General features: G+C 60.6%; 9 protein-coding genes. 4 read left to right on the top strand and 5 right to left on the bottom strand.

All coding sequences use genetic code 11. The features are described 5' to 3' along the window. Window positions 1-33: 33 nt before the first annotated feature. The 4 genes from PSH66_RS15200 to PSH66_RS15215 all read right to left on the bottom strand — a co-directional run bounded on the left by PSH66_RS15200 (window position 34) and on the right by PSH66_RS15215 (window position 9203). Window positions 34-4677, bottom strand: a complete 4644-nt coding sequence (locus PSH66_RS15200; RefSeq protein WP_305427100.1) for a hypothetical protein — start codon at window positions 4675-4677, stop codon at window positions 34-36. Between the two features lie 152 nt (window positions 4678-4829). After that, window positions 4830-6425, bottom strand: a complete 1596-nt coding sequence (locus PSH66_RS15205; RefSeq protein WP_370694853.1) for an ATP-binding protein — start codon at window positions 6423-6425, stop codon at window positions 4830-4832. 74 nt (window positions 6426-6499) lie between these two features. Then, window positions 6500-7999, bottom strand: coding sequence for an ATPase domain-containing protein (locus PSH66_RS15210; protein WP_305427102.1), 1500 nt, complete (start codon window positions 7997-7999; stop codon window positions 6500-6502). Window positions 8000-8144: 145 nt separating this feature from the next. Then, window positions 8145-9203, bottom strand: a complete 1059-nt coding sequence (locus PSH66_RS15215; protein WP_305427103.1) for a hypothetical protein — start codon at window positions 9201-9203, stop codon at window positions 8145-8147. 245 nt (window positions 9204-9448) lie between these two features. Between PSH66_RS15215 and PSH66_RS15220 the strand changes: the two genes are divergently transcribed. From PSH66_RS15220 to PSH66_RS15235, 4 genes are read left to right on the top strand one after another with little or no spacing between them, the layout of a single operon-like run. Next, window positions 9449-10216: an SDR family NAD(P)-dependent oxidoreductase gene (locus tag PSH66_RS15220; protein WP_305427104.1), complete on the top strand. Its 768-nt coding sequence runs from the start codon at window positions 9449-9451 to the stop codon at window positions 10214-10216. 12 nt (window positions 10217-10228) lie between these two features. Further along, window positions 10229-11413, top strand: coding sequence for an acetyl-CoA C-acyltransferase (locus PSH66_RS15225; protein WP_305427105.1), 1185 nt, complete (start codon window positions 10229-10231; stop codon window positions 11411-11413). A gap of 12 nt (window positions 11414-11425) precedes the next feature. Next, window positions 11426-12553: an acyl-CoA dehydrogenase gene (locus tag PSH66_RS15230; protein ID WP_003173872.1), complete on the top strand. Its 1128-nt coding sequence runs from the start codon at window positions 11426-11428 to the stop codon at window positions 12551-12553. A gap of 11 nt (window positions 12554-12564) precedes the next feature. Beyond that, on the top strand, window positions 12565-13338 hold the full coding sequence (locus tag PSH66_RS15235) for an enoyl-CoA hydratase (RefSeq protein WP_003173873.1): 774 nt from the start codon (window positions 12565-12567) through the stop codon (window positions 13336-13338). Between the two features lie 82 nt (window positions 13339-13420). On the opposite strand, the gene PSH66_RS15240 is transcribed toward PSH66_RS15235, so the two are convergent. Further along, the gene (locus tag PSH66_RS15240) at window positions 13421-14572 is read right to left on the bottom strand and encodes an acyl-CoA dehydrogenase family protein (protein ID WP_003173874.1); all 1152 of its coding nucleotides are present in this window, start codon (window positions 14570-14572) and stop codon (window positions 13421-13423) included. Between the last annotated feature and the right edge of the window lies 1 nt (window position 14573).

The following is a 14573-nucleotide window of genomic DNA, read 5'->3' on the forward strand; positions in this document are numbered from 1 at the left end:
CGTTGCATGTGCCTTCCCTGGCGGCGCCAGGCGTCAGTCTCGCGCCCAGTCAAGGATGTCCTTGATCTTGTTGTTGTCGAATACGCCCGCTCCATCATCATCGCGCAGTTTGAAGCGGCCGTCGGGATAGACCTCGACCCCGACGGAACTGGCATAGGTTACAGACACATCCTTTTTCTGCATCAGCGCCAGCAGTGGTTTACCGCCTTGGCTGTTCGCTTGGCCCAATACGCTGCCCACGCCCACTGCGGAACGGGTTGTAGTACCACCGACGAAAATCACCTTGCCGCCATGCTCCAACGACTCATCCAATTGCCGGATCAGCTCGAAGGCGTTGCTCGACCGGTCTACGGGCGCGTCCAGGTAGCTACCGTTCAAGTGAATAAGGGTGCGTTTCTGGTAGATGCCGTCTTTCAGATCCGTTAATACGATAAGTGCTGAACAGTCACTCAGACCATCGGTTTTGAGAATACTCGTTTGGTCTTGCAGGGTTTTTGACTCAGCAACGAACACTTCGACCGTTTGTGGTTTTGCGGGAACGCTACGGTCAGGTGCAAGCTTGGAAGTTTGCTTGGCGATGGTTTTGTCAATCAGCGCCTGGACTGACGAATCAGAAATATGATTGATTTTGCTCCATGAGTCGTTGTGAGTACTCACATTGAACTCCAGCTTGGTCGGATCCGTTCCCGCAGTCTTATAAGGTACGGGCAGGCGCTTATCGGTGAACAGTTTCTCTAGGCCCATTTTCATGGCGTCAGCACTGCGAAATTCACTCACACCGTAATTGGGATCGTAGAAGAAGAAGCGCTTCGCAGGGCCTTCACCGTTGGTTCCGGCCATCATTGCGTGGTCAGCCGTGCCAATCATCAAGGTTTTTGGACCTTTGGCATCTACCAGCTCGTCCACCAATTGTGCATGGCCCATTTTGCGTACCGGCATGGCTGCATGAAATTGAGTGGGTGTCTCCAACTGCTTTTGAATGGTGGTCAAGTGCTCAACGAACTGTCTCGATTCCACGGGGTTGGCTGCCGCCGTAAAGAGATTTGCAATGAACTGGGTTTCCTTCCCTTGCGCTGTGGCGTTAGCCATCACACGTGACAGGGCCGCACATTGCCCTTTACTCAGGGGGTTGGTTTGGCTGAGATAGAACAGTTGGGGGATCGGAGTGAACGTACCATTGGCGGCGCTCATGTGTTCGTAAAACCTGTTGACCCCCCTGAAACTGTGCTGCACCGCGAGCCGCTCCCGCTGCCGGACCAAGATGCCGATCTCGGCCGGCGTCAGAGCGCCGGAGCGTGCAAGCCCCATGACCTCGTCGGCTTTCATTTCTGCTCGGTAGCCGGCAACGCTGAGCGGATCACCCTCGGCATATCCCTGATCGAACTGTGTACCGTGCGGACCGTTTTTCTTCGCTTCCACCCAGTTCACCCAATTCTCACTACTGCCAGCGGGGATTGCAGCGGCAGACTTGTGCGCATCCAGCATCTGCCCGTTGGCCCTGATCAAGGGTTGAAACTCATCCAGCGCCTTGCCGTATGGCTGTTTGCTCAGCGTGTCAAAGGCGTACCACTTGCCGTCTTTAAGTACTGCGGGGCCTTCAGCGACGGTATCCAGGTGTTTGAACGTGCCCATTGCACTGGCATCAAAACGCCGGCTCGCGTCAATCAAATCGTAACCATCGGCGCTGCCCTGCAGTGTCCTGATGGCTTTCAATCCTCCTTTGTGAATCCCCTTTACCCCGTTCAAGACCAGGTTGCCAACGCCATCCAATGGGTTCAACGCACCTATCGCAGCACGCCCGATAATACTCACGCCCTGACTCAACCTGGAGCCACCGCGCAGTAACCGGGCACCCTTGGCCGCTGCTCCGGCCCCGACCATGAACCCAAAAATGTCCATCGATAAGTCGATAATGCCGCCAGCCACATCGCCCTCGCGAAAACTCTTGATCGCCGAACGCAATGGGATCAGGTTCAATAAAAACTCGCGTCCTTTCTTGTAAAACGGCACTTCGGTCTCGAAGATCGTCTGCCCGCGGGCGTCGGCTTCGTGACGCTGGATATTGGCATCGGCCACCATGGCATCGGCTATCAATGTGGTTCGTTCACTGCCAAAACTTTGGAAGAGACCATGGGTGTCGGGTTTGGCGGGGCTTTCAAGGAGGCGGTCGGCGTGCGGGAAAATTCGCTTGCCTGCGCTGTCCGATATATCTCCCAACGTCGGCGGTGATGTGTCTGTCCGCCGAAGGGTGCTGTCCTTCAGGTTAAGTTCGTAGAAGCGTGTCTCGCCCTTATGCACGGTCTCAAGCAACACAGTATGTTCGTTCGGAACGCGCGTCTTTTTGCCTGGACCGAACGGGGTTTGGGGGGTCGAGAACTTAGGGCCCAGGGTCAGCTTGCCGAACTCGATGTGGCGACGATCGTCCAGCGGTAAGCTCGCGATCAAGTGCCTGGTCTGGGTGGCGATGGCTTTCTTCATCGCGTCGACATAAGCAGCAAATGCCTGGTTAAACTTCTCGGTGGGGTCCGGTAAGTTATAGACACCTCGTGTCATGTCAATCTGAATGGCGGGGTTGGAAGAGCGCCATTCATGCCCGATCTTGTGCTCGTGGTCCTGGGACAAATAAATGTCGAGCAAGGAGTAAGGGCCAGGATAATCACGGTTGGGCAAAAAGGACGTCAGGCATTTTTCCTCGAAGGCAATCCCCTTGCCGTAGGCACGCTCGAGTTCATCAAGGGCTATTTCCCGGCGTGTGGGCATAGTGCTGGCATAGGCCGCGGAAGCGTTCTTGAGCGCATCCAGTTGCTCGTTGAAGGCGTTGCGTACCGTCTGCATCTGGGCCTGCGTGTACTCGTCGTCAGGCCTGCGCGCAATGACGCCGTTGGCGACTGCCCAGTCCTTCAGTGCGGCGTGTTGAGCCGTGAACTCCACGGCTTGCTCATCGGCGGAAATGGGGGCGACCTGCGTTTGCTTCATCACTTGCGCATAAGTCATCAGGCCGGTTGAGCCTGGCGCCTTGGCCTCAAGGCGGGCTACGGCGACTTCAAGGCTGAGCCAAGTGTGGGAGCCATAGGTGACACCGGGGGGAATGTCCTTGACGAGATAGGCCGGAGCACAACGCGATAACAGCAGATGCGCGGCGATGGGCGCTAACGGCGCGGTGGTTTTGCCCTGAGCCTGAAGATGTGCCGCCAGCGCTTGCACCACCTGTGACGGGTGTTGTGTGACGTGCCTGGAGTCGGCCAAGTCGAAACCGGCCACGCGGGTTCGCTTGGATGTTTGCGATTGATCAAGCAGCGTCTCTTTATCCAGAGAAACCTGAAGCGCCGTGAGCGCCCAGTCTGAAACACTGGATGCGCTGGAGGCGCCGCCGTATTTGGCATTCAGCTCTGTCCCCACTTCCTTGGCGATGGGCGATTCAAGCAATTGCTCGATAAACGCACGAGGATGAGCCAGCGTGGCTTCATTCCAGTCGAATCGTTGTGTGAGCAGCTTGAACAGGCCATGCTCCGCAACAGCGCCAATCGACTGAATCGGGTGGTAATAAGCCCCGCGCAGGTCTTGATCGCTCGCAGGCATTGGCCAGGACAGTGCACCACCGAAGTCGCCGTGAGCGGGTCTCACAGGGACCGACCCCATGTTGCTGTCAAACAAACACTCAAGCTCGTTCTTGTTAGTGGGCATCAACCAACCATTATCTTCGATATAGCGCTTCAGGCTGACCCGCTCATCCGTTGCCAGGCCCTGAGTCCGCGCATATCCGGATTGCTCGGCAACAGGCATGGAGGTTGCCTCCAGACACTGCTCGATGATTTCTTTGTGACGAACTTCTAGCCGGTCCGGGCTCAGATAACGTTTGTCGGTGGAAGGCAGCTTAGCGAGTTCCTCAACCTCCAGGAGCTGTGGGACATAGCGCGTCAGAAACTGGTTTTTCAGCACGTCATTGAATCGGTGGCGATTCTGGATATCGCCCAGTTTCTGTTGTTCGTAATCGAGGGCATCGTCCGAGCGCATGCGTATCTGTTCGTTATCAAGGACCCCGGTACCCAGTACCCCACTCATCTGCAATTCCTCGACCCGCTTATGCAATTGCTCCTGGGTCTGTGGCAGGCGTTCGCCATAAAACCGTGCCACGTCGCTCATCCTGGCCGAGCCATCCTTTTCCAGCTGTACCATTAACTGCCCGTTAGCCAGCACCGTGGCCGCCTGCGTAATCAGGGGCCATGAACGTGGGAAGGCAGGGAATTGCCGAATCGAGGGCATACTGGACCCTGCCTTGCCATCGCTTTTCAATACGCAGGCAATCCGGGCCGGCGTCACACCACGCGGCGGAAAAATCGTCAGGGGCTTGGAAAGGTCTACGTGGTGTTCGTTTGCCCAATTGACGAAATCAGGCATCTGCAGCAGTTTCTGCAAGTGTTGGCGCCATTGCCCGAATGTTGACGACGCTGGAATACGCTCGAGGCGTAAGCCACCGATGTGTGAGGTGTGTGTGCTGTTGTCGTTTTCCCGGAGGCGATTTTCATACAGTTGAGCGAGTTCGCTGTCACCTTTTTCGCGCGGTGTCTGCGGTGACGTGTCGGCCGCCGATGACAGCCGCAACGCGGGCGCTTGATACAGGGGAGGGATCGAACGAGGCGTTTGAGGCAAATGACTGACGTCGGAGATTGGCGGCATCGGAATAACCAGGCGAGAGGGCGACAGTCCCACCGATATGAATCCAGCAGGGTTTGCCCCTATGTGCCTGGATTACAACACCCGGTTCCTATCTCTTACGGATCAGGCTATCTCCAATCGTTTCAAATCAATTCTCCGGCTCTTTAAGCACGTTACTGCTTGATCATCTCCCGCACCTTCGCCGTCAACAGATCAAACGTAAACGGCTTGGTGATCAACTGCATCCCAGGCTCCAGGAACCCGCCACGCACGGCGGCATGTTCGGCATAACCGGTAATGAACAACACTCTCAGCTCGGGACGAATTTGCCGGCCGATTTCCGCCAGTTGCCGGCCGTTCATGCCCGGCAGGCCGACATCGCTGATCAGCAGGTCGATGCGTTGTTCGGATTCGATGATCGGCACGGCGGCGTTGGCGTCGCCGGCTTCGACATAGGCGTAGCCCAGTTCCTTGAGCACCGCGCAGACCAGCACGCGCACGGCGGGGTCGTCTTCGACGATCAACACGGTTTCGCCGGCATTGGCAAATGGCAGCAACGCCGCGTTGGTGGGCTCGACCTTGGCCATTTCGCCGATATACCGCGGCAGGAACAGGCTGACGGTGGTGCCTTTGCCGACTTCACTGTGCAGGGTGACGTGGCCGTGTGACTGGCGGGCGAACCCGTAGATCATCGATAACCCAAGGCCCGTGCCCTGGCCGATCGGCTTGGTGGTGAAAAACGGATCGAACACGCGATTGATCACGCTCTCGGGGATGCCGCAGCCGTTGTCGCTGATGCTCAGCTCCACGTAATCGCCCGGCGCGAGGGTGCCATAGGCGGCGGTAAACACAGAGTCCAAGTGGCGGTTGGTGGTTTCCACCACCAGTTTGCCGCCGTTGGGCATTGCGTCCCGGGCATTGAGTACCAGGTTGAGCAGGGCGCTTTCCAGTTGGTTGGGGTCGGCTTCGGCGGTCCACAGGTCATCGTCGAAGCGCATCTGCAGGGTGATGCTCTCGTTAATGCTGCGTTGCAGCAAGGCGCCCATGGACACCACCAGTTCATTGATATTGACCGGTTTGGAGTCCAGCGATTGCCGACGCGAAAAGGCGAGCAGGCGGTGGGTGAGCCCGGCCGCGCGGTTGGCGGAGGTGACCCCCAGGTCGATCAGGCTGTCCAGGTCGTCCAGCTTGCCGCGTGCCACACGCCTGCGCAGCAACTCGAGGCTGCCGATGATGCCGGTGAGCATGTTGTTGAAGTCGTGGGCAATACCGCCGGTCAATTGGCCCACGGCTTCCATTTTCTGCGACTGGCGCAGCGCTTCTTCATTGCTGCGCAGTTGCGCCGTGCGCTCCTCGACCTGCTGCTCCAGGGTTTCCAGGGTGCGTTGCAAACGCAGTTCGCTTTCGCTCAAGTCGATCAGGCGGTCACGGGCTTCGTACTGGCGACGCCGGCCGCGCAAGGCCGCGCTGACCAGGCTGATCAGGGTGACAGGATGGAAGGGGCGCTCCAGGAAGGTGACGTTGCCCAACAAACCACTCAGGTGCGACGCGCCGTTCTGTTCGTTGCCGCCGTGATGGGTCATCAGCACGATCGGCATGTCCGACCAGGCCGGTTGCTGGTGCAAATACTCCAGCAGCGGTTCCAGGTCGACCCCGCGCAAGGCTTCGGCCGCGATGATCAACAGGCCCGCGCCCTGTTCGAGCGCCTCGCACAGCATCGGCAGGCTGGTGGCGACCATGCCGCTGTAGCCGGCCTCTTTGAGCATCATCAGCGCCAGTGCGCCGTCACGTCCCAGCGGGGCCAGGATGATCGCGCGCGCGGAGAAGGCAGTCAGGTGCGGCACTATCCCTCATCCTTGAGCAGGGGCGAACCGGCGCCCATGTAGATAGGAATGCCGCGCAATACGCCCTGGAAGTTGTCCAGCGGCTCGCCCACGGTCAAGCCATTGCCGCTGATGCGGTATTCGCGAATCGTCGATTCGTGGGAGCCGGTGCGTTTCTTGATAATCGAAATGGCCCGACGGACTTTGCCCAGCGCCTCGAAGTAGCGCAGCAGGATCACCGTGTCGGCCAGGTAGGTAATGTCGACCGGGGTCTGCATGTCGCCGACCAGCCCGTGCTGGGCGACGGTCATGAACGTCGCCGCGCCACGACGGTTGAGGTACAGCAGCAACTCGTGCATGTGCAGGATCAGCGCGTTTTCCTCCGGCATGGCCGCCTGGTAACCGTTGATGCTGTCGATGATCACGGTCTTGATCCCGCCCTCGTCGACGCAACGCCTTACGCGGTGGGAAAACTCGCCAGGGGACAGCTCGGCGGCGTCCACCTGTTCGATCAGCAGGTTGCCGGTGGCCTGCAGGGCCGCGAGGTCGATGCCCATGTTGCGCATGCGTTCGAACAGCAGGCCCAACTCTTCGTCGAAGATGAACAGTGCGGCCTTCTCGCCGCGTGCCACGGCGGCGGCGGCAAAGATCATCGAGATCAGCGATTTGCCGGTACCGGCGGGGCCGAGGATCAGGCTGCTGGAGCCGGTCTCGACGCCACCGCCCATCAAGGCATCCATCTCGGCGATGCCGCTGCTCAGGGTCTGGCGTATATAGCCACCGCGATGTTCGGCCGCGACCAGGCGTGGGAACACATGGATACCGTCCTGCATGATGGTGAAGTCGTGAAAGCCGCCTCGGTATTTCTGGCCACGGTATTTCACGATACGTACCCGGCGGCGTTCAGCGCCGTAGTTGGGGGTCAACTCTTCCAGGCGAATCACCCCGTGGGCCACGCTGTGCACGGTTTTGTCGAGGGACTCGGTGGTCAGGTCGTCCAACAGCAAGACCGTGGCGTCATAACGTACAAAATAGTGCTTGATCGCCAGGATCTGCCTTCGGTAGCGCAGGGAGCTTTGCGCCAGCAGGCGGATTTCCGAAAGGCTGTCGATGACGACGCGGGTGGGTTTGACCCGCTCGACCACTTCGAAGATCTGCCGCGTCGCTTCACCCAGTTCCAGGTCGGAGGAGTACAACAGGCTCTGCTGGTGCTCGGCATTGAGCAGGCTTTCCGGCGGTGTCAGTTCGAAGATGTGGATGTTGTCGTTCAGGTTCCAGCCATGGGACTCGGCACCTTGGCGCAATTCCCGCTCGGTCTCGGACAGGGTGATGTACAGGCTACGTTCGCCGTCTTTTGCGCCGGCCTGCAGGAAGTGCAGTGCCACGGTGGTCTTACCTGTGCCGGGCTCACCTTCCAACAGAAACAGGTGGCTGCGCGACAGGCCTCCGCGGAGGATGTCATCCAGGCCTTCGATACCGATGGCCGCTTTTTCGCTGAGTTGCTCTGTGGATGTAGACAAGTAGTGCCCTCGAGTCACAGACAAATAGAGGTGCATGCCGCTGACGACATGCCATGTTCACTTGACCATGGCACTTTGCAGCCGTTCAACCAAAAGCTTCAATTTGTGGACCGTCAGGAGTTTTTTCAATAAGTTGCAGCGCGCCTCACAGCCCCTGTTGCAGAGCCGGGTCGTCCGGGTTCTGTTGTTCCAGCTGCGCCAGCAGCACCTGCACATTCTGTAACTGGCCGCCTTCTTTCCAGTAGTTGATCAGCAGCACGCGCGCCTTGCGATTGGCCGGGTGGCGCTGCACGATTTCTTCCAGCTGACGCTGGGCAGCTTCCAGTTCCTGCTGGTCATGCAGGGTGGTGGCCAGGTCGTAACGGTAATCCTGATTATCCGGTTCCAGCTCCACCGCCTTGGACAGGCCCAGCAGGGCATAAGGCCGCTCGCCGTGGTGCAGCAACCACAGGCCCAGGGCGTGTTGCAGATAAGCCGATTCCGGGTGCGCCGCCAGTTGCCGGGCCAGCAGTTGCCGCGACTCGTCGCTCTTGCCTTGTTTATCCAGCAGCTCGATCTGTGCGACCACCGCGCGCAGGTTTTCCGGTTGCAGGCGCATGGCTTGTTCCAGCGCGTGTTGCGCCTCGGGCAGCAGGGCGCTGTGGATGTAGAGGCGTGCCAGTTGAATCCAGCTTTCGGCGGTTTCGGGCTCGGTCTTGAGTGTTTTCACAAATTCATCCAGCACCTGCTGCAACGGTCCGAAATAAAGGCCCAGGGTGTCCGGCGACAGGCCGAGCAAGGCGTTGGCCGCCGCAAACCGCACAGGTTGTTCGGGATCATCCAGCACCGGGCCGAGCAACAGTGTGCGCTGGCCGGTGGGCACCAGGCCGACAATGCTGTGGATCGCGGCTTCTCGGACCAGGGGGGAGGCGTTGGACAGGTCCTTATCTGCCAGTTTCAAGGCTTGCGGGCTGGGGTAGTTAGGCAGTTCGGCATGCAAGGCGACCCGGCGTTCATCGGACAAGTCCGGCCGGCCCAGTTGCTGATACAGCACACGTGCGGCGCCAGGCTCGCCGTTACGCGCCTGCTTCAGGGCTTTGGCGTAACCATGGGCAATGGCGGGTGTTACAGCCACCGGGGTGGAGCGGGTGACGTACCAAGTGATCAGCACAATCGACAACAAGGCGCAGAGGCCGACAAGGGCAGAACGGCGTGACTTTGACATGCGGGTGTCCAAAAGCTCGGGCAGCGTAGGCAAAGTCGTCAGCTTCGGTCAGACCAAGGCAGGTGTCAAACACGCATCCGCTCAGTCGCTTGAACCGGCCGCAGGATCGGTACGGGCTAAGATCAATGGGGATTGGCCAAAACGGTCAGCCATGTTGAAGGCTTTGACCATTGTCGCTGCGCAACGCTGAAGCGACTATTCGGCCCATACGCTCGTTACCGGGTCCATCGAACAAGGAAAAAATGATGCAGATTGAAAACAAGGTTTTTCTGGTCAGCGGCGGCGCTTCGGGCCTCGGGGCGGCCACGGCCCAGATGCTCATCGCGGCGGGCGCCAAGGTGATGTTGGTGGATCTGAACGCCGACGCGGTGGCGGCCCAGGCCAAGCAACTGGGGGATAACGCCCGCAGCGCCGTGGCCGATATCAGCCAGCAGGCCGCTGCCGAAGCCGCCGTGCAAGCCACCGTGCAAGCCTTTGGTGGCTTGCACGGGCTGGTCAACTGCGCGGGTGTGGTGCGCGGCGAGAAAATCCTCGGCAAGAACGGTCCCCACGGGCTGGAGAGCTTTGCCCAGGTGATCAACGTCAACCTGATCGGCAGTTTCAACCTGTTGCGCCTGGCGGCGGCGGCCATCGCTGAAACCGACGCCAATGCCGATGGCGAGCGCGGTGTGATCATCAACACCGCCTCGGTGGCGGCGTTCGACGGCCAGATCGGCCAGGCGGCGTATGCGGCGTCCAAAGGCGCGATCGCCAGCCTTACACTGCCTGCCGCCCGCGAGTTGGCGCGCTTTGGCATACGCGTGATGACCATCGCTCCCGGCATCTTCGAAACCCCGATGATGGCCGGCATGACGCCAGAGGTGCGCGACTCCCTGGCCGCCGGCGTGCCATTCCCGCCACGCCTGGGCAAGCCGGCCGAATACGCCGCGCTGGTGCGGCACATTATTGAAAACAGCATGCTCAACGGTGAGGTGATCCGTCTCGACGGTGCCTTGCGCATGGCAGCCAAGTAAGGAGGAGTAGTCATGAACGATCCTATCGTTATCGTCAGTGCCGTGCGCACGCCCATGGGCGGCTTCCAGGGCGACCTCAAGGGCCTGACTGCCCCGCAGTTGGGTTCGGCCGCGATTCGTGCGGCGGTGGAGCGTGCCGGTATCGCCCCGGATGCGGTGGATGAAGTGCTGTTCGGCTGCGTGCTGCCCGCCGGTCTCGGCCAGGCGCCCGCCCGCCAAGCGGCATTGGGCGCCGGGTTGGACAAGTCCACGCGCTGCACCACACTCAACAAAATGTGCGGTTCCGGCATGGAGGCGGCCATCCTGGCCCATGATTCGCTATTGGCCGGCAGCGTCGAGGTGGTGGTCGCCGGCGGCATGGAAAGCATGTCCAACGCGCCCTACCTGCTGGACCGCGCACGCAGCGGCTACCGCATGGGCCACGGCCGTGTGCTCGACCACATGTTCCTCGATGGCCTGGAAGACGCCTACGACAAGGGCCGCCTGATGGGCACCTTCGCCGAAGACTGCGCCCTGCATAACGGTTTTACGCGTGAGGCCCAGGATGCCTTCGCCATCGCCTCCCTGACCCGCGCCCAGGAAGCGATCACCCACGGCAGTTTTGCCGCCGAGATCGTTCCGGTACAGGTCACCGTGGGCAAGGAGCAGAAGACCATCCTGCATGACGAGCAGCCGCCCAAGGCCAAGCTGGACAAGATCGCCGGCCTGAAACCGGCGTTCCGCGAAGGCGGCACGGTGACGGCGGCCAACTCCAGTTCGATTTCAGACGGTGCGGCGGCCTTGCTGCTGATGCGCGAATCCGAGGCGCGCAAGCGTGGGCTCAAACCGTTGGCCGTCATCCACGGTCATGCGGCGTTTGCCGATGAGCCGGGGCTGTTCCCGGTGGCGCCGGTGGGCGCGATTCGCAAGCTGATGAGCAAGACCGGCTGGGACCTGGCTGACGTCGACCTGTTCGAAATCAACGAAGCCTTCGCCGTGGTCAGCCTGGTGACCATGAGCAAGTTGGACATCCCCCATGCCAAGGTCAATGTGCACGGCGGTGCCTGCGCCCTGGGCCATCCGATCGGTGCCTCCGGCGCGCGGATCCTGGTGACCCTGCTCTCGGCCCTGCGCCAGCAAGGCCTCAAGCGCGGTGTTGCCGCTATCTGCATCGGCGGTGGTGAAGCCACGGCCATGGCCGTCGAATGCCTGTATTAAGGACTGTCCCCCATGCTGCCCAATGACGAACAGCTGCAAATCAGTGACGCGGCCCGGCAATTTGCCCAGGAGCGTCTGAAACCCTTCGCCGCCGAGTGGGACCGCGAGCACCGCTTTCCCAGAGAAGCCATCGGCGAGATGGCCGAGCTGGGCTTTTTCGGCATGTTGGTGCCGGAACAGTGGGGCGGTTGCGACACCGGTTACTTGGCCTACGCCATGGCCCTGGAAGAAATCGCCGCCGGTGACGGCGCCTGCTCGACCATCATGAGCGTGCACAACTCGGTCGGGTGTGTGCCGATCCTCACCTTCGGTAACGCACAACAGAAAGCACAATTCCTCACGCCCCTGGCCAGCGGCGCCATGCTCGGCGCCTTCGCGCTGACCGAACCCCAGGCCGGCTCCGACGCCAGCAGCCTGAAAACCCGTGCGCGCCTTGATGGCGACCACTATGTGCTCAACGGTTGCAAACAGTTCATCACCTCGGGGCAAAACGCCGGCGTGGTGATTGTGTTCGCGGTCACCGACCCGACCGCCGGCAAGCGCGGGATCAGCGCGTTTATCGTGCCCACCGATTCACCGGGCTACAGCGTGGCGCGGGTCGAGGACAAACTCGGCCAGCATGCGTCGGATACCTGCCAGATCCTGTTTGAAGACGTGAAGGTGCCGGTGGCCAACCGGTTGGGCGAGGAGGGCGAGGGTTACAGGATTGCCCTGGCCAACCTTGAAGGGGGGCGCGTCGGCATCGCCTCGCAGGCGGTGGGCATGGCGCGCGCAGCCTTCGAGGCGGCGCGGGATTATGCCCGTGAGCGCGAAAGTTTCGGCAAGGCGCTGATCGAACATCAGGCCGTGGCGTTTCGCCTGGCCGACATGGCCACGCAAATTGCCGTGGCCCGGCAGATGGTGCATTACGCCGCGGCCCTGCGCGACAGCGGCAAGCCGGCGCTGGTGGAGGCTTCCATGGCCAAGCTGTTTGCCTCGGAAATGGCCGAGAAAGTCTGCTCGGCCGCCTTGCAAACCCTCGGTGGTTACGGTTACCTGAGCGACTTCCCGCTGGAGCGGATCTACCGCGATGTGCGGGTCTGCCAGATTTACGAAGGCACCAGCGATATCCAACGCATGGTCATTTCACGCAATCTTTAAGGAGCCGATAGATGAGTTACGAAACGATTTTGCTCGAAGTCCAGGGCCGTGTCGGGCTGATTACCCTTAATCGTCCGCAAGCCCTCAACGCGCTGAACGCGCAGTTGGTGAGCGAGTTGAACCAGGCGCTGGACGGCCTGGAAGCTGATCCGCAAATCGGCTGCATCGTGCTGACCGGCTCGAAAAAAGCGTTTGCCGCCGGTGCCGACATCAAGGAAATGGCCGAGCTGACCTACCCGCAGATCTACCTCGACGACCTGTTCAGCGACAGCGACCGCGTGGCCAACCGCCGCAAGCCGATCATTGCCGCCGTCAACGGCTTTGCCCTGGGCGGCGGCTGTGAGCTGGCGCTGATGTGCGATTTTATCCTGGCCGGCGACGGCGCCAAATTCGGCCAGCCGGAAATCAACCTCGGCGTTCTGCCGGGCATGGGCGGCACTCAGCGCCTGACCCGCGCGGTTGGCAAGGCCAAGGCCATGGAAATGTGCCTGACCGGGCGCTTTATCGATGCGGTGGAAGCGGAGCGCTGCGGAATTGTGGCGCGCATCGTGCCGGCCGACGAGTTGCTGGACGAGGCGCTGAAGGTCGCCACGTTGATTGCCGGTAAATCGGTGCCGATCAGCATGATGGTCAAGGAAAGCGTGAACCGCGCGTTTGAAGTGAGCCTGTCCGAAGGCGTGCGTTTTGAACGCCGGGTGTTCCATGCGGCGTTTGCGACACAGGATCAGAAGGAAGGCATGGCCGCGTTCGTGGCCAAGCGGGCGCCGGAGTTCAAGGACGAGTAAGCGACCTTTCAAGCACTGAGATACATATGTGGGAGGGGCGTCGTTGCACCGCCCCTCCCACATTGGCTTTGTGGTGTGTCAGTCAGAGTTGGTAGTGCTTGAGCTCTCTGGCAATCACCATCCGCTGAATCTCGCTGGTGCCTTCGTATATCTGCGTGATCCGCGCATCCCGGTAGTAACGTTCCACCGGGTAGTCCTCCAGGTACCCATAACCGCCGTGAATCTGCATCGCTGACGAGCAGACTTTTTCAGCCATTTCCGAGGCAAACAGCTTGGCCTGGGAGGCTTCCGAAAGGCAAGGCTTGCCGGCACTGCGCAGGCGCGCCGCGTGCAGGATCAGCAGGCGTGCGGCATTAAGGCGGGTTTGCATGTCGGCCAGCAGATTGGCCACGCTTTGGTGCTCGATGATCGCCTTGTCGAACTGCACCCGGTCACGGGCGTAGGCCAGCGCGGCTTCAAACGCGGCGCGGGCGATACCCAGGGCTTGGGCCGCGATGCCGATGCGACCGCCTTCGAGGTTGGACAGCGCTATCGCCAGGCCCTTGCCGCGTTCGCCGAGCAGGTTGGCTTCGGGCACCGTGCATTGGTTGAGGGTGACGGCGCAGGTGTCCGAGGCGCGAATGCCCATCTTGTGTTCGGTGCGGTCGACGACAAACCCGGCGGTGTCAGTGGGCACCAAAAACGCGGAAATACCCTTCTTGCCCAACGCCGGGTCGGTCACCGCGAAGACAATGGCCAACTTGGCGCGCTTGCCATTGCTGACAAACTGCTTGGCGCCATTGATCACCCATTGGCCATCACGCAGTTCGGCGCGGGTGCGCAAGTTATGCGCTTCGGACCCGGCCTGAGGCTCGGTCAGGCAAAAGCAGCCAATCGCCTGACCGCTGGCAAGGTCGGCCAGCCAGGTTTGCTTCTGCTCGGGTGTGCCGTAGTTGAGGATCGGGCCGCAACCGACTGAATTATGGATACTCATCAGTGCACCGGTGGCACCGTCCCCGGCGGAGATTTCTTCCACGGCCAGGGCATAGGCCACGTAGTCGACGTAGGTGCCGCCCCATTCTTCCGGCACAACCATGCCCAGCAGGCCCAGTTCACCCATCTTCGCCACCAGTGCGTCGTCGATCCAGCCGGCTTTTTCCCAGGCTTGAGCGTGAGGGGCGATTTCACCCCGTGCAAAATCGCGCGCCATGTCGCGGATCATTACTTGTTCTTCTGTATATTCAATATCTTGCATG

This window comes from Pseudomonas sp. FP597 (genome assembly GCF_030687435.1).
GTDB classification, from domain to species: domain Bacteria; phylum Pseudomonadota; class Gammaproteobacteria; order Pseudomonadales; family Pseudomonadaceae; genus Aquipseudomonas; species Aquipseudomonas lactucae.

Bases quoted from the DNA above. Each gene is read 5' to 3' on its own strand.
- PSH66_RS15200 (WP_305427100.1), bottom strand. From the start codon at position 4,677: ATGCCGCCAATCTCCGACGTCAGTCATTTGCCTCAAACGCCTCGTTCG.
- PSH66_RS15205 (WP_370694853.1), bottom strand. From the start codon at position 6,425: ATGATGCTCAAAGAGGCCGGCTACAGCGGCATGGTCGCCACCAGCCTG.
- PSH66_RS15215 (WP_305427103.1), bottom strand. From the start codon at position 9,203: ATGTCAAAGTCACGCCGTTCTGCCCTTGTCGGCCTCTGCGCCTTGTTG.
- PSH66_RS15220 (WP_305427104.1), top strand. From the start codon at position 9,449: ATGCAGATTGAAAACAAGGTTTTTCTGGTCAGCGGCGGCGCTTCGGGC.
- PSH66_RS15225 (WP_305427105.1), top strand. From the start codon at position 10,229: ATGAACGATCCTATCGTTATCGTCAGTGCCGTGCGCACGCCCATGGGC.
- PSH66_RS15230 (WP_003173872.1), top strand. From the start codon at position 11,426: ATGCTGCCCAATGACGAACAGCTGCAAATCAGTGACGCGGCCCGGCAA.
- PSH66_RS15235 (WP_003173873.1), top strand. From the start codon at position 12,565: ATGAGTTACGAAACGATTTTGCTCGAAGTCCAGGGCCGTGTCGGGCTG.
- PSH66_RS15240 (WP_003173874.1), bottom strand. From the start codon at position 14,572: ATGCAAGATATTGAATATACAGAAGAACAAGTAATGATCCGCGACATG.